The organism is Kitasatospora sp. NPDC023120, assembly GCF_055560835.1.
Window position 1 is genome coordinate 11,221 of sequence record NZ_JBVHHY010000049.1, and the last position, 22,244, is coordinate 33,464.

The 22,244-nt window shown below is 67.6% G+C and carries 17 protein-coding genes and 2 pseudogenes; 7 read left to right on the forward strand and 12 right to left on the reverse strand.

Annotated features, from left to right (window positions below; all coding sequences use genetic code 11):
• Positions 1 to 9 precede the first annotated feature (9 nt).
• The 6 genes from ACZ3TI_RS38650 to ACZ3TI_RS38675 form a co-directional block, all read right to left on the reverse strand.
• On the reverse strand, positions 10 to 2,454 hold the full coding sequence (locus tag ACZ3TI_RS38650) for a tyrosine-type recombinase/integrase (protein WP_465734898.1): 2,445 nt from the start codon (positions 2,452 to 2,454) through the stop codon (positions 10 to 12).
• Positions 2,451 to 3,743: a tyrosine-type recombinase/integrase gene (locus ACZ3TI_RS38655; protein WP_465734900.1), complete on the reverse strand. Its 1,293-nt coding sequence runs from the start codon at positions 3,741 to 3,743 to the stop codon at positions 2,451 to 2,453. The genes ACZ3TI_RS38650 and ACZ3TI_RS38655 overlap by 4 nt, the downstream gene beginning before the upstream one ends.
• Before the next feature lie 21 nt (positions 3,744 to 3,764).
• Entirely contained in the window at positions 3,765 to 4,718 is a 954-nt protein-coding gene (locus ACZ3TI_RS38660) for a tyrosine-type recombinase/integrase (RefSeq protein ID WP_465734928.1), read from the reverse strand.
• An 11-nt stretch (positions 4,719 to 4,729) separates the two neighbouring features.
• Positions 4,730 to 5,526, reverse strand: a protein-coding gene (locus tag ACZ3TI_RS38665) for an IS5 family transposase (RefSeq protein ID WP_465734930.1) whose coding sequence is annotated in 2 segments (ribosomal slippage) — positions 4,730 to 5,190 and positions 5,190 to 5,526 — 798 coding nt in all. Because the reading frame shifts where the segments join, the coding sequence is not laid out codon by codon here.
• Between the two features lie 2 nt (positions 5,527 to 5,528).
• On the reverse strand, positions 5,529 to 7,001 hold the full coding sequence (locus ACZ3TI_RS38670) for a hypothetical protein (RefSeq protein WP_465734902.1): 1,473 nt from the start codon (positions 6,999 to 7,001) through the stop codon (positions 5,529 to 5,531).
• Complete coding sequence (locus ACZ3TI_RS38675; protein ID WP_465734904.1) at positions 6,998 to 7,144, reverse strand: hypothetical protein; 147 nt, start codon at positions 7,142 to 7,144, stop codon at positions 6,998 to 7,000. The genes ACZ3TI_RS38670 and ACZ3TI_RS38675 overlap by 4 nt, the downstream gene beginning before the upstream one ends.
• A gap of 379 nt (positions 7,145 to 7,523) precedes the next feature.
• Between ACZ3TI_RS38675 and ACZ3TI_RS38680 the strand changes: the two genes are divergently transcribed.
• Together ACZ3TI_RS38680 and ACZ3TI_RS38685 are read left to right on the forward strand one after the other, a co-directional pair.
• Positions 7,524 to 8,972: a serine/threonine-protein kinase gene (locus ACZ3TI_RS38680; protein WP_465734906.1), complete on the forward strand. Its 1,449-nt coding sequence runs from the start codon at positions 7,524 to 7,526 to the stop codon at positions 8,970 to 8,972.
• Between the two features lie 62 nt (positions 8,973 to 9,034).
• The gene (locus ACZ3TI_RS38685) at positions 9,035 to 9,754 is read left to right on the forward strand and encodes an IS5 family transposase (protein ID WP_465734908.1); all 720 of its coding nucleotides are present in this window, start codon (positions 9,035 to 9,037) and stop codon (positions 9,752 to 9,754) included.
• Positions 9,755 to 9,814: 60 nt separating this feature from the next.
• On the opposite strand, the gene ACZ3TI_RS38690 is transcribed toward ACZ3TI_RS38685, so the two are convergent.
• Positions 9,815 to 10,543 (reverse strand): HAD family hydrolase, encoded by a 729-nt coding sequence (locus ACZ3TI_RS38690; protein WP_465734910.1) that lies wholly within the window; start codon positions 10,541 to 10,543, stop codon positions 9,815 to 9,817.
• A 206-nt stretch (positions 10,544 to 10,749) separates the two neighbouring features.
• On the opposite strand from ACZ3TI_RS38690, the gene ACZ3TI_RS38695 reads away from it, so the two are divergent.
• Positions 10,750 to 10,977, forward strand: a complete 228-nt coding sequence (locus tag ACZ3TI_RS38695; protein WP_465734912.1) for a hypothetical protein — start codon at positions 10,750 to 10,752, stop codon at positions 10,975 to 10,977.
• A gap of 263 nt (positions 10,978 to 11,240) precedes the next feature.
• Here ACZ3TI_RS38695 and ACZ3TI_RS38700 read toward each other — a convergent pair whose 3' ends face one another.
• The 4 genes and pseudogenes from ACZ3TI_RS38700 to ACZ3TI_RS38715 all read right to left on the reverse strand — a co-directional run bounded on the left by ACZ3TI_RS38700 (position 11,241) and on the right by ACZ3TI_RS38715 (position 15,653).
• The gene (locus ACZ3TI_RS38700; protein ID WP_465734914.1) at positions 11,241 to 11,756 is read right to left on the reverse strand and encodes a hypothetical protein; all 516 of its coding nucleotides are present in this window, start codon (positions 11,754 to 11,756) and stop codon (positions 11,241 to 11,243) included.
• A gap of 399 nt (positions 11,757 to 12,155) precedes the next feature.
• Positions 12,156 to 13,507 (reverse strand): annotated as a pseudogene (locus tag ACZ3TI_RS38705) (IS1380 family transposase).
• 134 nt (positions 13,508 to 13,641) lie between these two features.
• Complete coding sequence (locus ACZ3TI_RS38710) at positions 13,642 to 14,016, reverse strand: hypothetical protein (RefSeq protein ID WP_465734916.1); 375 nt, start codon at positions 14,014 to 14,016, stop codon at positions 13,642 to 13,644.
• A 29-nt stretch (positions 14,017 to 14,045) separates the two neighbouring features.
• On the reverse strand, positions 14,046 to 15,653 hold the full coding sequence (locus tag ACZ3TI_RS38715; RefSeq protein ID WP_465734918.1) for a restriction endonuclease fold toxin-2 domain-containing protein: 1,608 nt from the start codon (positions 15,651 to 15,653) through the stop codon (positions 14,046 to 14,048).
• A gap of 563 nt (positions 15,654 to 16,216) precedes the next feature.
• Between ACZ3TI_RS38715 and ACZ3TI_RS38720 the strand changes: the two genes are divergently transcribed.
• From ACZ3TI_RS38720 to ACZ3TI_RS38730, 3 genes and pseudogenes are all read left to right on the forward strand, one after another.
• A complete protein-coding gene (locus ACZ3TI_RS38720) occupies positions 16,217 to 16,510 on the forward strand; it encodes a transposase family protein (protein ID WP_465734920.1) in 294 nt (97 codons plus the stop codon).
• Positions 16,471 to 17,728: pseudogene (locus ACZ3TI_RS38725) on the forward strand (ISL3 family transposase); the annotation flags it as partial. The gene ACZ3TI_RS38720 and the pseudogene ACZ3TI_RS38725, both read left to right, overlap by 40 nt.
• Positions 17,729 to 17,974: 246 nt before the next feature.
• A complete protein-coding gene (locus ACZ3TI_RS38730; RefSeq protein WP_465734922.1) occupies positions 17,975 to 18,436 on the forward strand; it encodes a hypothetical protein in 462 nt (153 codons plus the stop codon).
• Positions 18,437 to 18,570: 134 nt separating this feature from the next.
• Here ACZ3TI_RS38730 and ACZ3TI_RS38735 read toward each other — a convergent pair whose 3' ends face one another.
• Entirely contained in the window at positions 18,571 to 19,548 is a 978-nt protein-coding gene (locus tag ACZ3TI_RS38735; RefSeq protein WP_465734924.1) for an endonuclease/exonuclease/phosphatase family protein, read from the reverse strand.
• Between the two features lie 370 nt (positions 19,549 to 19,918).
• Here ACZ3TI_RS38735 and ACZ3TI_RS38740 point away from each other — a divergent pair, with 370 nt between their 5' ends.
• Positions 19,919 to 20,398 carry a transposase family protein gene (locus ACZ3TI_RS38740; protein WP_465734926.1) on the forward strand — a complete coding sequence of 160 codons (480 nt, stop codon included), beginning with the start codon at positions 19,919 to 19,921 and terminating at the stop codon, positions 20,396 to 20,398.
• The last annotated feature ends 1,846 nt before the right edge of the window (positions 20,399 to 22,244 follow it).

A 22,244-nucleotide genomic window follows, 5' to 3' on the forward strand; every position in this document is an offset into this window, starting at 1 on the left:
CCTCGCCGCTCAACTCGTTCGGCCTGCGATCTGATCGAATTCGGGGATGCCCAGGAAGGTGGGCGATTCTTTGCGTCGCCGTTGGGCCTCAATTTGCGCAATCTTTTCTTCTGTGGCAGCGAGGCTGACGCCGAGTTGCTCGACATCACCGAGCCATCCCTCGTGTTCGGCTTCAGCGATGCGGTCGTTGAGGTTGTTTCTGATTTGTTCGAGTCTGGGCTTTTCGGTGGGGCCGACGATGAGGACTGGACACCGGACACAGGCGTGTTCATGGATGCAATCCGTTCCGTATGCCCGTCCGCAATCTCCGAGCGCGAGCTTCCTACGCTCGAAATGACCGAGGAACTCGTCCCATTCTTCTTGGGTGACTGCGCGGTATTCCTCAGATGGTCTGGTCTGGCGGCGTCGGGCGATGAAGGAGCGGTGCGCTTCGATGGCGTCGGCAGGGTAGATCGCGGCATAGCCCATCGTGGTGTTGATGCTGTCGTGACCTGCGAGGACCTGGGCGATATGAGGGGGCAGGCCGTTGAGGACGGCATCGGTGATGAAGATTCTTCGAAAGTCGTGAGGCTGGAAATGTAGCGGCCGTCCGCTTCTATCGACGAGTCCAGAGGCTTTAAGTGTGTCGTTCAGGGACCTGCGGATGACGTTCTCCGAGATGGGCCGGTGTTCGCCGCGGACGGTCCATTGGTAGAGGACCGGCATGGCGGCGTTCCATGTCTTCTCATACTTGTCGTAGATTGAGATTGAGGGAACGGTTCCGTCGGGTTGCTGGACGCGGCTCACTACCGCACTGAGAGCGTCGGCGAGTTCAGGGCTGATAAGGAGAAGTCGTTCCTTATCTGTTTTCGACGGGGCGATCTGAAGGAGTGGAACGACTTCGCCATTGGCGGGAAGTTTGTAGCGGATGATGCTGTGGTGACTGAGTTCTCGAAGTTCTTCGATCCTGATGCCTGTGTGTCGCAGAATTTCAATGGTGGCCCATGCGAAGAATGCATTCTTTTCTTCGCTGCGGAGGTTGCGTTGGGTCCCACTTGAATCAAGGACGTGACCCGGTCTTCCATCGGTGCGGCGGACGGCCCTGGGGAGGGTGAAGCTCTCGCCGTCAATGGTGACGGTCGAGCCCAAGGGTGCTGCGTCGACGGCGTCGAGGCGGGCTCTGGCTTCCTTGAGGCGGCGTTCAGCGGTGCGGACGAGTACCGGCAGGACCGGGAGGCGTTCGCGCGTGCGCTGATCCGACCAGGATTTCTTCCGTCTGTCCTCTTTCGCGGTGTTGCATTCGGTTTCGCTGATCGGGCATGGTGCAGCCCATCGTCCCCACCGTTCGGGCTGATCGAGGGCCCACTCGGCAAGGTCTAGGTAGAAGGCTCGAACGGTGGTCTTCACGGCTGTCGCACTCTTGCGAGGCTCAACCACTGTGTGGGTGGTGCCGTCGGGACGACGCCGGCGGACGGTTTTCACGGCGAGACGTGCCTTCCAGGCGTCGCTGACGTCCTGCGGCAGTCGGAGGGTGTCGAGGCCGGGATGGTGTCGTTCCAGGTCAGCCCAGAACAGGCCGCCCACGTAGGAAGCAAACATCTTGAGGGTTCCGTAGTCGACTGCCGGTTGACGTTCGGTAAGGTAGTCGACCAAGAGGTCACGAATGGGCTGGCAACGCAGTTGATAGCGATCAATGAGCCCGGCAGGACTGATCTTTCCAGTGCGGACGGCCAGGTGGTGGAGAGTGGCGGGGGCGTCGGGAGGGAATTGTCCGCGATCACGGAGCCAGGCGTAGGCGCGACGAATCCCCACCGCCCTGCCGTTGCTCGATGGCCCCTGAAGGTGGGGGTGCGTCAGCAGGTCACCCACGATGATGTCGTCGATCCTTCCGCCGTTGGCGGCGACGATCTGGGCGAGGCACTTCAATGCTTCCGAGCCATAGCGGTGCTCGCGCTCGTGCGCGGGGATCTCAGCTGCCAGGCAGGCAAAGCCTTCTGGATCGCGGGCCGCGGCGATGGCGGTCCGGAAGTGCCCTGATCGATTACCGGATAGCCATTCCAGGGTGGGCCGGACGGCATCCGCGCAGATCAGAGCCAGCATGCCGGCGTCAATGCACGCGCGGGGAGTCTTCCGACCTTGTGTAGCTGCCCATGCCAACGGGTGTTGCTGCCAGCCGTTGTAAGAGGCGGAGGCGGGGCTGGTGTCCCACCTTTGCTGCCAGGTGTCACCGGGAAGGGATTCCAACCAAGCCAGCAACACCCGGGCGCCGTAAGTGCGTTGGTGCTGTGCAGATGCGCCAGCGGCTCGCAGGGGCGGCTCCTGCAGACGCTCGACGACGTCTTGCAGGGCCTCTTCAGTAGCAGGCCATGACGTCGCGGGGGCACGGGACGGGAAGGCCCGCAACAGCGCTGCGGCCTCTTCCCCTCGGTGCGTGGTCGGCGCCAGCGGAGCTGGCGCGACGAGGAGGTCGGTCACGTGACTGGTCCTCCGAACAGGACGTTGAGGGAGTCCGGGTTGTAGGCCGGCGCGGGCGGGGCTGGCGGCGGGTTCTCCCGGCGTCGCTGCTGGCGTGCATGATGGGCGAGGCCAGCGGTGATGACATCGTCCCTGGTAGGACGGCTGTAAATGTCCAAGGTCGATAGGTACTTGTGGCCGAGGATGTGCTGGACGTACACAGGCGGCATCGAGGGATCGTCGAGCATCAAGAACGTCGCGGTGTGCCGTAGGTCGTGGAGCGACCAGTTGGACCCCAGAATGTCGTTGGCGCGGTTGAACATCATGCGGGCCGCGTCGTACTCCAACGGCCGCCAGGGACGGCGCAGAGTCCACCACAGCGGCTGCCTTCGGCCACGAGGGACCCCCTTCTTCCAGGCTTCTTCCTGGTAGAGCCGTAGCCAGACGAACGCGTCGGGGGTGGCGGGCAGTTCCTGGTAGGCGCGCGTGCCCTTGCGGATCACGCCGATGGTCTGCTGGCCGACGACCGCGTCGCCCTGCTTGGAGGTCAGGAGTTCCTCAGCCCGGGCGCCGGTGGCGACCCAGAAGGCCAGTAGGGCGCGGTCGCGATGTGAGCGAAGGCCGGCGAAGACCTCGGTGTACTTGTCGTCGGGGATGCGGCGCGGGATCCGCTCGGGGACCTTGGGCCGGTAGAGGCCGGTGCGCTGCTTCCTGTGTTCCTTCTCGGGGTTGTGGTGGGCGTTGGCTCGTGCCGAGCGGCGGTTGCGGGCGAGAGGAAAGGGGTTGACCAGCAGCGACCCGGTGTTGCGCTCCAGGTGGAAGTCGTAGAAGGTCCGCAGCACCGTCTCGCAGTGGGCCCGGGTGGTGGGCGCGTACTTCTTGCCCACGGTGGGCTTCCCGGTTACCGGGTTCGGCGTTCCGGGTGCCGGCCTGCCGGTCCGCGAGGGCTGGGGAATCTCGGCGGGGTCCTTGCCGCGGTGGCGCCAGTGGACGCGTACCGGCTTGTCTGCCAGCTTCATCCACAGCATGAAGTCCCGGGCGTCTTCGCGTGTCGCGCGGTCCCATTCGATCCCGAAGAACCACAGGTAGCGCCACCATCGAAGCAGGTCCATGCCGTACGACCGAGGCGTCAACGGCGAACTATCCGCTGCCATCAGGTCCTTGAAGTACACCGCTGCCGGCTCGACCGGCCTCCCGAACGGATCCATCAACCGGCAGGGCTCCCAGGGGTCATCGGTCTCCAACAATTGACCTATTTCGGGCAGGACGAAGTTCTTCAGATCCCTTCCGGGACGCTGTTCGCCGGGCATGACGGGAAGCTAGCAGACACCTCAACTGACCTGCGAATACTCGTGAGTTAGTTCGGTCAACAGACACTGCTCGCGCTTGCGGTGCCAGTAGACAAGATCGGCTCCGGACATGACGAACTTGTCGCAGTTGTGGCAGTCCAGGTTCCAGGGGCAGGCGTCACCGTTGACCACGGGCTGGAAGGTGCAGAAGCCGCCTTCGGCAGGGGTGGACGTGCGACTGAGGTCGACGAGAAGGGCTTCGGCGCGTTCTCTGCTCATCGGCTCGGTGTCCGACAGCAAGATGCCGGGTTCGAAGGCGCCGGGGCCGGCGACCCAGACGGCTTCGAGGGCGGCGTTGAGTCGGGGGTCGGTGTTGGCGATGTGGACGTAGTGCTCGGCCATTGCCTCCGAGATCTGCCCGAGGTAGCGCTTCACGTGGGTCAGGTTCGCGCCGGCTCGCAGGAGGTTGGTCGCCAGGGTGTGGCGGGCCTGGTGCGCGACTGCCCGGAGGTCCAGGCTCTTGACCCAGGTGCTGAACAGCGGGGAGAACCAGCCGTAGGAGACGCCCTTGATGCCCCGCTTGTTGCAGGTCGCGCGGGGGAACAGGGCCAGCTCCAGCCGCTCGGCGTCGGTGGGCAAGCGGCCATTGCGCTGGACGAACCGGTCGGTGGTCTTGGCCTGGCGGGCCAGCAGTCGCTGGAACAGCCGATCGGAGATACGGATGCCCTCGTCGAAGTTCCCGACCTTGGTCTGATCGTGCCAGAACATCGGGATCTCGCCGTGCCGGTCGATGCACTCCAGACGGACGTTCAGCACCTCACTGCAGCGTCGCCCAGTGACGACGAGGCTCTCCCAGACATCACGAAGACCGCGGTCACCGCTGTCCAGTGCCTCCAGGCCGGCGAGGTTGGCCGGCGAGGCCAGGGCCCTGGCGACATCGTCGGAGAAGGGCTTGCGGCGCCCGACCTTCTTCTGGCTTCTGGGCAGCGCGACGATAAGAAGTCATCTCATTTGGAGAGTCTGCGGTGGCAGATGAGCGCGGCGGCGATGGTGGCGAAGGCCGCAAAGTGGGTGCCCTTGCGTTCGTAGCGGCGGTGGAGCCGGCGGAAGCCGCCCAGCCATGCGACGGTCCGCTCGATCACCCAGCGGTGCCGGCCGAGGCGGGTCGAGGACTCGATGCCGCGGCGGGCGATGCGGTGGGTGATCTGCCGTCGTCGCAGATAGGAGCGGATGAATCGGTGGTCGTAGGCTTTGTCGCCGTGGAGCTTGCCGGGCCGGCGGCGCCGGGGACCACGGCGCGAGCGGATCGGCGGGATCGCCTCGACGAGCGGGATCAGGGCCTGGCTGTCGTGCAGGTTGGCCCCGGAGATCGCAAGCGACAGGGGCAGACCGGTACGTTCGGTGAGCAAGTGGATCTTCGACCCGAACTTGCCCCGATCGACAGGATTCGGACCCGTCAACTCCCCCTTTTCATCGCGCGCATGTTCACCGAGTCGACCGCGCAGCGCGACCAGTCCAGCTGGCCCCGGGCGCCGAGTTCGTCCAGGACCAGCCGGTACAGCTTCGCCCACACCCGAGCCGCGCTCCACTCCGCGAACCGGCGGTGCGCAGTCGGCCCGGACGGGCCGAAACAGGGCGGCAACTGCGCCCACGTGCAGCCCGACGTCGCCACGAACACGATCGCGGCCAGCACCTCCCGATCCCCGTGCCGCCGACGGCCGCCGCCCTGCGGCCGGGTCGGCGCCGCCGGCACCACCCGCTGGAACAATTCCCACAACTCGTCCGGCACCAAGCGCTCCACGATCGTCACGCGAGCAGCCTACAAGCCCAAATGAGATGACTTCTAAATTCGCGGCCGAGACCGATCCGTTCCGAGGCACCGCTCTCCAGGGCATTGCGAAGCAGGCGCCGGACCCCGTTCAGGTTGTCGCAGGCGATTCCGTCCGACATCACGCTGGTGCCGTCGCGGCCCTGCTTGCGAAGTCCCAGTGACGGCAGTCCGTTCTTGGCCCGGTGTCGCTGATCGGCGATGAAGTCGACCATGTGGGCATCGGTCAACGCCTCGGGATCACTCCCGCCTTCGGGTGCGCGGGCCAAGAGGAAGGCGGACAACTCGACGACACCGCGCCGCCGTTGGTCGATCGGCCACCGAGAGCGGGGTGGGTGGGCGATGAACTCCGCCGCCAAGTCGTCCCAGAGCAGGTCGCGCAGCCACCTCTGCGAGATTCCGGCCAGCTCGATGTGGCTCTCGGTGTGCGGAAAGCGGACGCCAAAGTGATCGGTCTCGATGAAGCCGGCTTCCTTCGTGTCCTCACGAGTGAAGTAGACGAGCCGCAGGTGTCTGAGCATCCCCTTGGCGACCTGCCGGCCGTGCTGAACGCAGGCGTCCAAGTCGAGGTCGACCAGAGAGTTCACATCCTGTTCCCTGCAGCACTCGGCAGTTCGCTGGATCCAGGACAGCGGCCAGGTGGCGCCTTCGTTGCCGCCTTGGACGTGGTGGAACATCGTCCACTGGATCTCGGCCTTGGCCAGGGGCCGCACTCCCCGAAGCGACACCCGGCCGTTGGCTCGCCGAGGGGGCCCGGTCTCTGAGCACCAGTGTCGGAACAGCGCCTCGTCGGTGTAGAGGGTCTCGACGCTGCCCGCCTTGGCCAGGGACCTGGACCAGTTCGCCGGCATGCGGGCCCCTCCGGGGCAGCCTTCGCGCTGGTACTTCTTGTGGTGGCGGTAGCAAAGGCCCAGCGGGAACCCCGCCTGCTCGGGGCAAGACGGAACCCGGCAGTCGCCGAACGCGGGGTAGCGCCTGGCCTGGGCGAGCCATGCCTCGAAGGTGAGCTCCTGGCCTGTCCGCTCGGCGTGCGCCTTGCGCCGCTGGGGCCACTGGTGGGCATGCAGGTAGCAGAGCTGATCGCCGCTGAAGGAGGGAATGCCCGGGCAGACGATGCAGTCGGGTGCCGAATGCCACGAGAGTGACTTCAGGGGCTGGGCGGCTCTCATGAAGTCGGTGATGGTGCCACCCGACGCCTTCACCTGCGTCCACTCCCGCGAATGCGTCCAGCAGAACTCCCTGCTGCCTTCAGCAGCCCGCTGGCAGCCGCCGGCGTGGCAGAACCAGCCGTAGCCCGGATGGTGTCCGGGGATGCAGATGACGTCTTCGCGGAACAGCGGGTCGAACGTCGGCGAAGCGATCAGTGCACGCATCAGTTCAAGGCGGTCGGTGGTCGTGCGTGAAACCGCGGTGCCATGCGCCACCACCGGAAGAAGGTGGAGAGCTGTCACTCCTCACCCCACACGCTCTTCAGCGCGGCACCGAACTCCGGTGAGTGCAGGTCCGGGTGTCCGTAGACCTCGTCGACCATCTTGGCCGATGCCCAGTTCCCCGCTGCCTTCGCGACCAGCGGATCTCCGCCGGAGGCATCCATCACGTCGTTCGTGAACTGGTGCCGGAATGCCTTCGGCGTGATCCTGCCCGGCAGGTCGGCCCGCTGGCCAGCCCGCCGCGTCGGCCGCAGCGTGAGAGTCCGACAGATGGACCGCCGGCCTCAGGGACCCGGCACGCCGAAGCGGCGTCCAGGCGAGCCATCGCAGGACGACAAGTGGCTCGGGCACGCCTGCGGTGAGGGGCGGAGGCCGGACGGGCGGCGAGCGCGGTGGGCGGCGGCAGTGTGCTGCGGCTGCCGAACGACAGCCGCAAGGTCATCTTCCGGCGAAAATGCCCCACCGGTACGATCCCCTGTCAGCCTCGTGCCCGGGTATGAACACGGGGAAGGGGAACGGTTTGACCGCCGACGGAGGGCACCAATGGGGGACACGGTTCAGGCGGGCGAGGTGATCGGGCGCCGTTACACGCTGGTCCACATTCTCGGGATCGGGGGATTCGGCCAGGTGTGGCTCGCCCACGACGAGGACCTGAACGTCAAGGTCGCCCTGAAACAGGTGCGCCTGCCGGGCCCGGCCACGCCCGAGGAACAGCGGCAGCGCATCGCCCGCGCGGTGCGGGAGGCGCAGCACGCTGCCCGGCTGCGCGACCACCCCAACATCGTCACCGTCCATGACGCCTTTGAGTACGACGGTAGTCCGTGGATCGTGATGCAGTATGTCGACGGCCGGTCGCTCGCCGAGGAGCTGCGGCAGCACGGGCGCCTGCCGATCGACCAGGTCACCAGAATCGCCGAGGCGGTTCTATCGACACTGGATGCCGCACACAAGGCGGAGATCGTGCACCGCGACGTCAAACCAGCGAACGTGCTGCTCGCCGCCGACGGGCAGGTGCTGCTCACGGACTTCGGCATCGCCGTCGCCTCCACCGACGCCACGCTCACCTCCTCCAGCGTGGTCATCGGCTCGCCCGGCTACGTGGCGCCCGAGCGGTGGCAGGGCGCCGAACCGGGTCCGGCGGCCGACCTGTTCGCCCTCGGAGTGACCCTGTACGAGGCGGTCGAGGGCGAGCCGCCTTTCACGCGGCAGAACCCGGTCGCGGCCCTGACCCAGGAGCCCCGGCCGCCCCTGCACGCGGGGCGCCTCGGCCCGCTCCTGCTGCGCCTGCTGGAGAAGGACCCCTCCCGGCGGCCGGATGCCGCCGCCGCCCGCGCCCTGCTCTGGGCCGATCCGGACACCTCCCACACGCCCACCAAGGTCATCATCACGGAGCGGCCCCCGGAGAAGACACCCGAGCGCCCGATATCCGGCGAACCCGCGACGATCACCAGCGACCGGATGGCGACGGTCAAGACGCGCAGCACCAAGATGGCCGATTTCTGGTGCCAACTCCTGGGATGGCTGGGCGTGGCCATCGGGCTAGTGGCAGGACTCTCCGGCAAGGTGTTGATCGGCGACGTAGGCGCGTTCGGGAGCGGCGTCATCCTCTGCACGGCCGGTGCGGTCGGCGGCTACTGCTGCGGCTGGGTACTTGGCGCCTGGGACGCACTGTTCGGCGATCTGGACAGCCTCACGGTTAGCCCCAGCGGGCTAACCGTGACCGGCGAGCTAGCGGGTGTGTACAAGTGGGGTGACCTGAAGAACGTGAGGCTCGGTCGATCCGGCGGCAGAGTGACAGTGGTCGTCACCGTCCGCCCGGAACGTGTGTCCGATACGGAATGGCGACGGAAATACCCGGCCAAGATCGACAAGGCGGGCACGGTCGAAATTTTCGTCGGACGCGGCATCCCTGCAAGCGAAGCCAGTCGCGTGATGACCGCGCTCTCGAACCACGCCGGGAACCTGTACAGCGGCCCGTCCAGCCTGCCCTAACCCACGTCAACCCTTTCTTGGAACGTATTCCGGCTGACCGTCAGCCTGCGGGCGCAGCGGGGATGGACCGTGCGGAGCGTTCCAAGACCCGGTACACGGTCGCCCGGCTGACGGAGAAGATCTCGGCGGGCGGCATCACCTGGCGAGCGATGCCAGGCGACTTCCCGGCGTGGGACCGCGTCTACGCCTTCGCGCGGCGGTGGCGTGTGAAGGGCTTGCTCGCGGAACTGCACGACCGATTGCGCGACCTGGTCCGCGAGGAGGCCGGCCGCGATCCGGAGCCGACCGCGGCGGTGATCGACGCGCAGTCACTGCGGGCGGCGGCCACGGTGCCGGCGGCCACCCGCGGCTACGACGGGGCCAAGAAGGTGCCGGGGCGCAAGCGGCACATCGTGGTCGACTGCCTGGGGCTGTTGCTGGCCGTGATGGTCACCGCGGCGAACGTGACGGACCGGGACGCCGCGATGCCGCTGCTGGAACGTGTCCGGGCCCGCTATCGCAGGATCGTCCTGGTGTGGGCCGACGGCGGCTACGCGGGTCGCCTGGTCAGCTGGGCGAAGCAGCAACTGGGGCTCGCTCTGGAGATCGTCAAGCGCAGCGGCGACGCCTCGGGGTTCGTGGTGCTGCCCAGACGCTGGGTGGTGGAACGCACGCTGAGCTGGCTGATGCGCTCGCGGCGCCTGGTGCGCGACTACGAGACGCTGTCCGCCGTGCATGAGCAGATGGTGCTGTGGTCGATGACGATGCTCATGAGCCGTCGGCTGGCCCGGCAGCGAGCGTGAACCGTCCCGGGGTGGGTTCGGGCCTTCGCCCGTGAAGGCCCGAACCCACGATCGAGGGCGTCATACAGCACGATCTGGTTCGCGGAACGGTTGAGGATCCGCAGCACGCGATGCCCACGTGGCGTCCCGGCTCCCCCTGGATACATGCGCGCCGAATACAGAGGTGTCGAGATCCTTGAGGGACTCCAGTACCAGAGTGGCTATCGCAAAGCGTGGATCGCAGCGATCAGTGGCCTCGGGAACGGCGACGACCGTCATCTGGGCTGACACGCCGGCGAGGACGCCGTTGAGCGAGTCCTCGAGCACAATGCATTCGTCGGGTGACGCGCCGAGGGCGGCAGCTGCGCGGAGGTAGGCGCCCGGGTGGGGCTTGCCGTGTTCGTCGTCTTCGGCCGAAAACACGGCGTCGAAAGATCGGTCAAGGCCGGTGCTCGCGAGCGCAGCCCGAATCACCGACTCCGGCGAAGATGACACGACGGCCATCGCCCTCGATGCTCGCGCGCACGCCACGACGGCGTGTTCGGCGCCGGGTTTCAGCGCCACTCCCTCCAGCCGACGGCACACGGCGGCCACGATCTGCTGCTCGACGTCGTCGGGGTCGGCTTGAATGGTGGCCCGATCGAACCAGTAGGCCACCATGTCCCTTTGCCGCAGCCCGCGCGTCGCCGCCTGCATCTCCGTTGTGAGGTGCAGGCCAAGCGGACCGAACACCTCACGCTTTGCCGCGTCCCAGATCGGCTCGGAGTCGATCAAAAGGCCGTCAAGGTCGAATAGGACAATCGGTTGCATCGGTTGCTCTTTCGTTGGCGATCACGCGAGGACGAGCGGCCCCGCCCTGCATGAGCAGATGGTGCTGTGGCCGATGACGATACTCATGAGCCGCCGGCTGGCCCGGCGGCGAGCGTGAACCGTCCCGGGGTGGGCTCGTCGGCCCAGCCCCGGTCGGCCAGCCGCTTCATCTTCGACCGCACGGATGTGCGACCTACGATGAGCCGGTGACCGATGCCGATCTCTCCGCCGACCTGCTCGACCTCCAGCGCCGCTGGTACGAAGCCGAGGCCGCCTGGGCCGCCAACCCCACCGCGGAGAAGCGGGCAGCGTTCGCCCCGGTCAGCGCCGAGCTCTACGCCCACCCCGACTGGGCCACGGTCGGGAACCGGCACGAGGCCGAGATGAAGCTCAAGCAGGCCGCCCGCCCCTCCACGGCCGAGCCGACGGCCTGATTTGGTTCGCGGTGAGTGCCTCGTTGGCGCGGCGGAAGTGTGTCACGGAGGCTGACTTACGAACCTCGCCCGCTTGGGCCTGGCCCAGCTCGAAGAGCACGATGATCCCTGCCATGGCTCATCTGTACGGCACCGGCCCGAGGCGCGCACCTTGAGGGTGCCTCGGGCCGGGCCACGGCCCGCTACCACCAGAGCAGGCACTCGATCTGACCGGCCAGGTCCACCGATGGAGGCGCACATATCGGTATTCCCGGGCCGAGGGCTCAGCCGGTGTAAACGCTCCACCTCTGCCAGGCATTACTGCCGTTACAGCCCTCTTCGCGGAAGGCGTATAGGGTTCCGAAACCGCCGTCCAGGCACACGCGCTGGTCGAAGTTGAAGAACGTTTCGGGAGTCCAGCCGTTGGTCGTGGGCCCGCCCCGAGCCACAGCCCACAACGCGCGAGGGTCGTTGTTGGCGCAGGGGGTCATTTCCACGTCGGAGGAGCCGGCCGGGGCTCCAGAAGGGCCGGTGCCCTGTCCAACGGCGTACAGGCAGAAGCCCGCCGGGTCGAGGGCCTGGATCTGCACGTAGGCAGCGCCCCCGGCGTCGGGGGCGGTGCTGATGATGTGAAAGTACGTGCCCCGATAGCCGCAGGAGTCGCCTATGCCAGCGGCCCAGGCGCTGCGGGAAATGACGCAGTTGCCGCTGGCATTGTTCTTCAGGATCGTGCTCGGGATGTTGAGGGTTGCGCTAGCGCTCTGCGTGCTGAGGGCCAGGGCTGTTACGCCTACGGCCAAGACCGTGGCGAACCTTCTGGTTTGCTTCCGCTTTAGTGCCATCGTCAAACCCCGATCGCTTGTGCGTCCCGGTTCCATGGGGGTGTGCCTAGGGGCTCCCTGGGCCTGAGCCAAGTCCCGAGCGAAAGCATGAAGTGCATCACCCAGTGAGGAGATGTGGCTGCAGTATTTGGCGGAAACTAGACGGGTATTGGCCGAAATCCAGTGTCTGAGCGTTGCCTAGTAGGGCTTTGTTAGCCTCGATCTTTCGTGACGGTCCGTCGGTTCATTCGGCGGGCCGTTTCGGCTGCCCGGGCTGGTTATGGGCAGGCCTGCGGCCCGGCTGTCGCGTCGGGTGAGCGCCGGGTTCCACGGCTCCGGCCAGAGGATGATTTGTCGGGGCAGGACCGTTGTTGCTGGTCAGCCGGGGTTCGGGAGGGCGTGGAGGCGCTCGAACGCGGTGGTGATCACTTCTGTCCAGGGCCAGTGGCGGGCCAGACGGAGCCAGCGGCGGCGGCCGGTGGTCACCAGTTGGGCGGCGGCGGAGAACAGCCTCAGTCGCAGGCGCTTGGGCTCCCAGCGGCGGGCGGGCCCGTCCAGGGCAAGCATCGGCATCCAGGCCAGCAGGTCGAGTGCGATCTGGACGATCTCCAGCCAGACCTGGTTCTGCGCGGCATCGTGCAGGGGCAGGTTGCGCAGGCCCGTGTCGCGTGCGGCGCGGATGCGGTCCTCGGCGCGGGCGCGCTGGCGGTGCCGCAGCTCCAGGGCAGCGATCGGGGCGCCGGTGGTGCTGGTGGCGAAGCAGGTCAGCCGCATCCCGTCGGCATCGGTGAAGCGCAACTGGGCACCCGGGTACGGCCGTTCCTTGCGAACGATCAGCCGCATGCCCCTCGGCCAGCCCTTCAGGACATCGCCGGCGAGCTCGGCGACCCAGGCGCCGTCGCGGATGGTGCCGTCAGGTTCGACGGCTGGAGTCCAGGCCGAGGCGGGCACCAGCAGGACCGCCTGGTGGATCGCCTCCGTAATGGTCATCCCGACCGAGTAGGACAGCCACCGGCCTCTCGCTGTGAGCCAGTTGAGGAACTCGTGGGTACCGCCGCCGGAGTCGGTGCGTATGAGGGTGCGCCGTCCGCGCCGGTACTTCTTCGGCAGCTGGGCCAGGGCCAGGCGGGCGGCGGCGATGTGGTCGGCGGCGGTGTTACCGCCCGCGTTGCCCGGCCGCAGCAGCCCCGCGACCGGCTCTCCGGACCGAACAGCGGGTGGTGGCCGAAGGTCTTCTTCCAGGTCTTGGCCGCATCCTCCTTCTCGGAGTGAGCCAGGACCAGCACACCGTCGATGTCCACGACTACCTGCCCGTCCGCGTCCGGTGCGGCTTGGCCGGCCAACCGCCAGACCCGATCGCGGACTTCGGCCCGTGCCCGCCGGAGGGCCGCCAGGGCGGCGGGACCGCCTGCCGCAAGGGTGTCGACCAGCCGGGAGACCGTCGGATCCGAGGCCGCCGGCCCGAACACGCCGGGCTCCGACCGGAGCACGGCCACGTCCGCCAGGCAGTCCCCGCCCAGGGCCACGGCGAGCGCGACGTCCAGAAGGATCTTGCCGGGATCGTGCACCGCTCTGCGCTTGCGCCATGGCGCGAGCGCCGCAGACAACCCGGCAGCCAGGCCCGTGCGGCGCGCTGTCTCCACCAGTAGGACCCCGCCAGCCTGCGAGACGACCCCGCTGCCGCCACCCGACACCCGCACCCGCGGGTATGACCCGATACGCTTGCTCACCTGGGAAGTGCCTCCGGCTGGTGCGGGAACAGGGACCTCGACAATCCTCATTCTCGCTGGTCAGAGGCACTTTCTGCTTTGCTGATCACCTGCCGGACAGCCCGCTTCGTGAAAGCGCGAGGCTAAACGCCCACTTAGACCGGGAAGCTCCCGATGAACGCTTCGAGGCCTCCTGCCAGGTCAAGGGGTTGAAAATCCACGTCGTAGTCGATCCACCACACGACGGGCACGTCGGGCGCCAGGTCGTGCAGCACCCTGTAGATGACGGTCAGGGATCCAACGGGCGATCCCCGGTCCTCGAACGAGAACACGCTGTGCTGGAGGCTGAACGACAGCTCCGTCGGCCGCCCGGGGGCGACGTCCGCCACGATCTCCAGGAAGCCCTCGAACACGCTGCCCACCGTGGCGTCCGGCCAGTGCCTCAGGACGCACTCCTGAACCTGCTCCCCGGTAAAGGTCCACGGCCCGACTCGTTCGCGGTCGGCACTGACGTAGAAGCTGGATCCCACGGGGTGCTCTCTTCTCTCGATGCTGCAGGTCAGGGTTCGATGCGGACGCGGCCGGTAACGCCCTGGGCCGTCATGAGGGACTGGAAGTAGGCGGAGGCCTTGGGGTCGTTCGTGATGAGTTCGAGGTGGTTGACCTTGTTCCGAGGGTCCTTCAAGGCCGATGCGTACTTCTCCAGCTTCGCGGACTCCCCCTTCATGGTGTTCTCGTACGCGAATTCGAAGACCCCGTCCGCATTGTCCAAGCGGAACGGCGACTTGCAACTTTTCTGCTGACCAATGTACTTGGCGTCGATCGCGGCACCGTCCTCCGGGCGGACACCGTCAGCGTCCATACCCAGCTCGCGCCCCGTAGGATCCTTCACGTCGGTGTACAACCGGTACTCCGTCGATCCGGCCACCCTGACCTGGTACGCCCGCCTCGCGTTGATCTTCGGGTCGGGCTTGTCGGGGGGCTTGGGCGCATGGGGACCATTGGCCTGGAACGTACGGCCGTCCTGCTCCATCTGCGTCATCCACGCCCGGATCGCGGCCTGCTGCTGCGGGGGCAACACCGGGAACGGGCTGGCCGGGTCGTGCGGCAGTGGCGGCATGCCGGGCGTGACGGTGAATGGCGGAGGCTTGGGTGTGGGTGCTGCCGCGGCGTCGCTCGCACCGGCCAGTACGACGGCTGCGGTCGCGGTGGCAACGGCCCCGGCTCCTACCGGGATCAGGCTGGCCGCCGCGCTGTCGACCACGGCTGCCGCCTCGGCCAGTACGGCGAGTTCCGCGCTGCCCTCCACCGCCGCGGCCATCGCGACCGCTGCAGTGCCGGCCTCGGCGGCGATCGCGGCCTCGCCGCCTGCAGCGGCGACGTCGGACCCGCCGAGCGTGAAGATCGTCAATGCGATCCCGGCGCCCGCCACGATGCCGGCGGTGATGGCGAGGTCCTCCAGGGTGTCCCGCAGGTCCTCAACCTCTTTCGCGTACGCCTCGCAGGCCTGACCGAGCTTGAACGCCGCGTTTGTGATGCTGTTGAGCAGCGGGCCCTGCGTGGCGCAGCCGTCGTGCATCTTCGCCCAGTTCTGCGCGAAGGAGGTGACGGCGCTGGACGTGCTGGACGCGGTAACCCGTTGCACACGCTTGTCGCCCTCGACGCCCAGCCGGCTGATCAGGCTGGCGAAGCTCTTCCAGCCCGCTGCGGCCTGGCGGAGCTTGCCGGGGTCGCCCTGCGGCCAGAACTTCTTGAGGAAGTCATGGATGGCGCCGCTGTCGTTGTGGCCGACGGCCGATTGAACCTTGGCCTTGGCCACCTCCTCATCGCACTCCGGGCTAGCGGATGCCGGGAGCTTCTGCGGGGCCATGAGCGAGGCAGCAACATCGGCTTCGGTCTGGAGGTAGGTGACCGCCATGGTGTAGAGGCCATTGGCGGTGCCGCCGAGCTGGCCGACGACCTGAGCCATCGCATCTACGAGTTTCTGCGCGGCGGGATCGTACTTGGCAGCGAACTTCTTGCCGGCGTCGTCGTCACCAGCCATGCCCGCGACCTCGTCCATGGAGAAGACAAGGCTGCGGTAGATCTGCGCGGCCGAGGTTTGCAGGTCGCTGAAACCGGCGGACGAGAGGATCATGTCCGCCGGTTTGACGTGGAAACTGGTCATCGAGCCCCCCGGTTGTTCGTCCCCGTTCACGGTAGCAAGGCCGGGTGCCGCCGGGTCGACACTCGACAACGTCATCCCCCGTTGACACATGACGGTGCGGGAGAAGCAGCTCGTGCAGCAGTCTGGACGAGATCAACGAGTGGCTGGCCGCCGAAGGTGTGCGGACGATCGAGCTGAGCAACGCCGAGCACGTGGCCCGGCATGGCCTGGAAAGCGCTGGCCGAGGAACGCGGCGTCACCCTCGGCTGACCAATCAGCAGGCTGGGGCCGGCGCCGCCACCGCTGCGCTGGCGCTGGTGCCCGTGGACTCGTGGCGGGCTGGGCCTGTCGTGCCGCGACGCCACGGCGACGTGGTCGGCGTGGTGGTCCGGGGCGTGCGACCCGGGCCACCGGTGTCGTTCGGCCTTCTAGCATCAACGGCGCCAAGGGCTACGCCCGTTACGTCCCGCCCGGCCCCCTCACCACCCCGACCATCTCCTGTCGGCGGCGGCTGAACCGTGGTTCTGGATCACTTTCCGTGCCAGAGCCACGGAGCGTCACCGGAACCGCGATCATGAACGGTCGTGGCTGACGATCTCCTCCAAGACCTCTGGCTCCATCAGACCGCCGACATCGCGGTCAACACCCTGACCATCCACGCCGACCGCGTGACCGTCCACGCCGCCACCACCGGCGACGAGGCGGGCTGTCCGTCGTGCGGAGCCGTCTCGACCCGGGTGCACAGCAGCTACGTTCGGCGGCTGGACGACAATGCGGCGGGCGGGCGTCGGGTGGTGGTCGAGTTACGGGTACGCCGGTTCCGTTGCCGTGAACGAGCTTGCCCCCGGCCACGTTCGTCGAGCAGGCGGCTGGGCTGACCTTCCGTCACGGGCGGCGGAGCCAGGGCCTGCAGACCGCACTGCAGCAGCTCGCCCTGGCCCTGGCAGGCCGGGCAGGTTCACGCTTGGCCGAGGCCTTCGCGGTCCCGGTGAGCCGTTCCACGCTCCTGAGGCTGACACGCGCCCTGCCGGATCCGGCGCACGCGGTGCCGCGCGTGCTGGGCGTCGACGAGTTCGCCCTGCGCAAGGGCCACGTCTACGCCACGATCCTGGTCGACATCGAGACCCGCCGCGCAGTCGATCTGCTGCCCGACCGCACGGTCGAGACCGTCCGGTCCTGGCTGGCCGACCATCCCGGGGTGAAGGTCGTTTGCCGTGACCGGTCGGCCTCCTATGCCGAAGCCGTCCGGCTCGGCGCTCCGGACGCGATCCATGTCGCCGACCGGTTCCACCTGTGGCAGAACCTCGCCGACGCGGTGGAGAAGACCGTGCTTCAGCACCGTGCTCTGCTGCCGGAGCCGGCCCCTGCGGCCGAGCCGGCTCCGGCTGTCGCCTTGGCGGCCGTCAGTTCCGAGCCCCGCCGGACCGGCCGACTGTCGGACCGGGTCCGCGAACAGCACGCCGCCGTCCTGGCGCTCACGGAGGACGGGTTCAGCCTGCGCGCCGTCGGCCGACGACTGGGTCTGGCCCGCAACACGGTGCGCCGGCTGGCCGGCGCGAAGGACCCGGACGAGCTGCTGGTCGGCCGCTGGACCGGACGCACCAGCATCCTCGACCCCTGCAAGCCCTACCTCCACCAGCGGTTCGCCGAGGGCCACACCGTCGCCCGGCGCCTGTTCGAGGAGATCCGGGAGCGCGGATTCCCGGGCCAGGAGCAGATCGTGCGCGTCTACGTGCGTCGGCTGAGGGAGGCGTTCCCCAGCCAGGACCCGCCCCGACGCAAGCCCTCCGTCAGGGACGTGACCAGCTGGATCACCCGCCGCCCCGACCGCCTTCGCGACGAAGACGCCCAGCAGCTCAAGGAAGTCCTCGCTCGAGTCCCGGTGCTGGCCACCACCGCCGAGCACGTCAGGGCCTTCGCCGAGCTTTCGCGGCTTCGCCACCGGCCTCCTCCAGGACCTCGATGCGGTCGTCGCCGGCCTGACCCTGAGCTACAGCTCCGGCGCGGTCGAGGGCCACAACAACAAGATCAAGATGATCAAGCGCCAGATGTTCGGCCGCGCAGGCTTCGACCTCCTGCGCAAACGCGTCCTCCTCGCGGCATGAGGTCGCCGGTGGTGGCGGCGTGGACGGTCACGCGGTCGGCGTGGATGGTCAGGGTGTTGACCGCGATGTCGGCGGTCTGATGGAGCCAGAGGTCTTGGAGGAGATCGTCAGCCACGACCGTTCATGATCGCGGTTCCGGTGACGCTCCGTGGCTCTGGCACGGAAAGTGATCCAGAACCAGTTTTCACCTGTCGCCGAGATCTCCAGCAACGGAACCACCTAGGAACAAAGGCAGCCGTGACCCCCGACCAGCCCGCCCCTGAGTTTCCCGAGACCAGCACCCTGTTCGTCTTCACCCCTACTCCTGGCGCGACCTGGAACCTGACCCTCGACACCTTCACCCAGGCGCTGCGCCGCCGGGAGGGGGAGCAGGCCTTCGTGCACACGAAGACGGACGGCGGGGCCTATGGCCCGAGCGACGAGAACGACTGGTGGTTCGACTTCACCGCAGCCGGGGCGACCTTCGAGGGCATCGGCTCCGGTGTCTCAGGAGACGAAGGCCTGTCCCTGCGCAACGCGACCGCCGGCGCTGCCGCGGAATTCGCCGCCTGGCTGATCCAGGAACTGGTGCCCGCGAACGGCCGGGTCGACTTCAACACCAGGGCCGGTATGGAGGCCGGACTACCCGACGAGGTCCTGACCGAGCACACGGTTACCGGGCTCGAAGCCGTCTTCCGCGACCATCTGAGCGACCTGTGACCGCGTGATCAAGCTGGTCTCGACAGACCAAGATGGTCGACCGACGGCGCGGCTCCCCCCGATCTCACCAGGGGCCGACCTTCACCTGGTTGCCGTGGCCAGTGCCGCAACCGCGGCACTGGCCATTGGCACTTCTACAGGTTGAACGTCGCCACCACCGGCGAGTGGTCCGAGGGCTGGTCGTGCGGGGCGGCCGGTCGGGCTTCCGTCATGTTCGGCAGGCTGCCGTTGCCGGTGGACACCTTCTCGAACTTGGCCAGCAATGAGTGGCTGATCATGATGTGGTCGATGAGCTCAGGCTGGCCCTCGAAGATGCGGGAGAAGCCGCCCTGCTCCAGGATCTTGGGGGCCAGGTTCCACAGCCGCTCGGCGTCGCCCTGGTCGGGGTGGTCGAAGCCACCGGTGCCCATCTGGGAGCCGGGCGGGCCGTACAGGATCTGGGTGGTGGCGGCCTGCCACTCGTCGTTGAAGTCGCCCAGGACGATGACGTCGTGGGTTCGGCCGTCGCCCTGGAGCAGGTCGTCGGCCAGGGCACGCATGGTGACGGCCTCGGCGGTGCGGCGCAGGAGCGCGTAGGCCTCGTAGCGGGCCCGCAGGCGCTCGTCGGTGGTGCTGTGCTGCTTATTCGGGAAGGTCAGCAGCTTCGACTTGAGGTGGCAGACGGCCACCTGGAGGCTCTGGCCGGGGGTCGGTTCCACTCGTACAGCCAGGCCGCCGCGCCCCATCTCGCCGGTCGGGCTGCCGGGGATGCCGTCGTCCTCGACCTGAACGGGGTGGAGGCCGGCTGGGAAGTCCTTGCGCTGCTGAATGTCCAGCAGCGGGAAGCGGCTGATGACGCCGACCCGGATACCGCGGGGGTCCGGGTGGTCCGACAGGGCGGTGTGCCAGGTACCCGGCAGCTTGGCAACCAGGTCATCCAGGGCCTCCTGGCTGCCGACCTCCTGCACGCCGAGCAGGTCCGGAGCGAGCTGGGTGATGACGCCAGCTAGGGCTTCGACCTTGACGTCGTAGGTGGCTTGGTCCTTGGCGGCGCACTTGTTGGGATCCGGCGGGCTGCCAACCGGCAGCGGCCGACAGAAGTTCTCCAGGTTCCAGGTTCCGATGATCGCCATGGCTGCTCCCGCTGCTTGTAACCGACCCCGCGGTCGGCCTTCCAGCCGTTATCCCCCAAGAGGACACGCAGGGGCGGGAGCCCTTCTCGCACTGCCGTTGTCTTTCACTCGGGGGTAGGCGTCGTCTGCTACGCCGAGCTGTCCATCCGGCCATGCACGAACCCGCGCGACCTCGGCTGACAGCCGTTCACTCGGTGACTTGCCCGCACCCGCAGGACAGGGCGGCATCGTTCAGGCGAAGTATTCGTCTTGATGCCGGTTCAGGCATGGGATGCGGCTGCGGTGTTCATGGATCGGGCTGGAACGGAGGCAGGCACGGACTCCGGGTGATCATGAGGTGTCGAGTCCCTGACCACCGCAACGGAAGACCGTGCCTGCCCGAACATCATCGCCCATCCCCGCTGGCCTGGGCCAGCTCGCCGCCGCCCGGCCCGCCGCGCCCGGGGAACACCCACACCTGCTGGACCACCTCGCGACGGTGCCCGATCCGCGCCGGGCCAAGGGCCGCCGCCACCCCCTTGCCTTCGTCCTCGCGCTCGCCGCGTGCGCGGTGCTGGCCGGCGCGAAGTCCCTGACGATTGCGGAGTGGGCCACCGATGCTCCAGCCGCCGTGCTCGCCGCTCTCGGCGGCCCGAACCGCAAACCGTCCGGTCCCACTGCCCCGTCGGAGGCCACCGTGCGCCGGGTCCTGCAGCGCATCGACGGCGACGCCCTCGACGCGGCGATCGGTGCCTGGCTCGCCGCCCGCGACACCGGCGGCCCGCCGTCCCAGGAGCCGGGCAAACGCGCCCGCCGCTCGCTGGCCGTGGACGGAAAGACCGTCCGGGGCGCCCGTCGCTCGCCGCGATGACCGGGACCGGCCTGGTCGCCGCGCAGTGCGAAGTCGGCTCCAAGACCAACGAAATCACCGTCTTCAAGCCGATGCTCGTACCGCTCGACCTGGCCGGCCGGCAGCGGTCGGCAGAAGTTCTCTACGTTCCAGGTCCCGATGATCACGCTCATGGCTGCTCCCGTCGTCGTCGACCAGGTCGCCGATCAGTGTTTCGGTCGCACTCAAACATCCCTTCTAGAGGGCCCCGATTCGCCTCAAGGGATCACCCGCCTGGGTCAGCCCGGAGCCCGGGATCGAGCCCGGCGAGTCGGCCGAGCAGGCAGCTGACCGTGAGCGCCAGGAGCTTAGGCGGCTCTAGGTGGCGGGAGCCGACGACGGTCGCAGGCCGAGCGGAGCGGCGGCGAATGCCTTCTCCGAGTCGACCTCGTAGCAGACGTTGATGCTCGAGTCCCCGAGAGTTGTGTCAACGAAGTGTTGGACGTCTTCAACCGACTCTGTCTCCCAGAGGCACGTCACGGCGGATCCTTCGACGTGTGGGTAGAACTGCAGCACTCGGGTTCCCTTGGGTGCTCCGACGCCGTCGATAAGGGCCTGGCCGCGGGGAAACGCTGTCTCCGGGTTCAAGATCTTGTGTTGGGCCACGACGTACAAGAGTCCTCCTCGTTTGGTGTCGTGCCGTTCGACGATTCGACGTCGGACTGACTGTCCTCCACCAGCCGTTCTAGCCTTCGCTCGCGGCTTCGCGCCGGTGACGCAGCGCGGCGCACCGGGCGATCCGCCCGATCGGCCCACCGCCTCGCCACGTCAACGACGCACACGGCCCCGACCGGGTGGCATCACCCCTCTCAAGCCACCAAGCGTTCACCTGGTAACGCGGTCAGCCAGCGGCCTGCACACGGGTGACTCCCAGCGTGTCCGGCATCGGATCGCTCAGGTGGTCGGCCGAGGGTGGGTGGACAGAGGGCATCCGTCTGCTCCCCACCGAGTACTCGAGGGCTGGCCGCACGTACGGACTGCCGTATTTCCGGCCAACCCGACCAGGGTCAGAGCCGCATCCCATGCCTGAACCGGCATCAAGATGGATACTTCGCCTGAACGACGCCGCCCTGACCCGCACGATGCGCCGGATCACGACAATCCGCATCGCCTTCGCGACGCTGCCCGTTCTACAGCCATGTGGACCGGTAGGTCAGATAGTGCCAGGGTGGATACGTCAGCAAAGGCTGGCTCGCAATGCGGCGCTTCGCCAAGGGTCATGCTGAACAAAAAGAGATATATCGCCGGACGCTACGCCAGGAGCTCCGATAGTCTTCAGCTAACCCCTTTCATCCGAAAGGGGTTTTTCCTGCGCAAGATCCGACAACCACCCGCCCAATAAGCTATTGCCGGTCAGCGCCGCAAGCCCACCGCACTGCTGCCCGCCCTAGCCTGATGACCTGCTCAACCCCGATGGACGGGCTGTCCACCAGCCACAGCCTGGTACTACAGCCGCAGATCTTGAAACGTGATAGCAATCGGTCGAGAACGGCCACGCCTCCGGGCGGTCTGGCGGGGCGACCAGCACCGTGATCGTCGCCCCGCCGAGGTCCCCGTGGCAGGCAAGCGGTCAACTTCGATCACGAAACCGAAGATCTGCTGCTGTAGTACTGGGGATCTCCAGCGCACCAGCCTGCCTCTGGTGACGTACTCCGCTGGCGGCCGGTCGACCTCGCACCAGGCCGCAAGTAGGGGGGTCCTCAGCTGGTAGCCCGTGGCCGCGTCGTAGGCAATGAGTGGTGTGCATCGTGAAGTGGCAGGTCGCGGGCCTGGTGTGCGTCGGCGTCGGGGTGCTCACGCTGGTTGCGGGCGGATGGCTTCGGTGAAG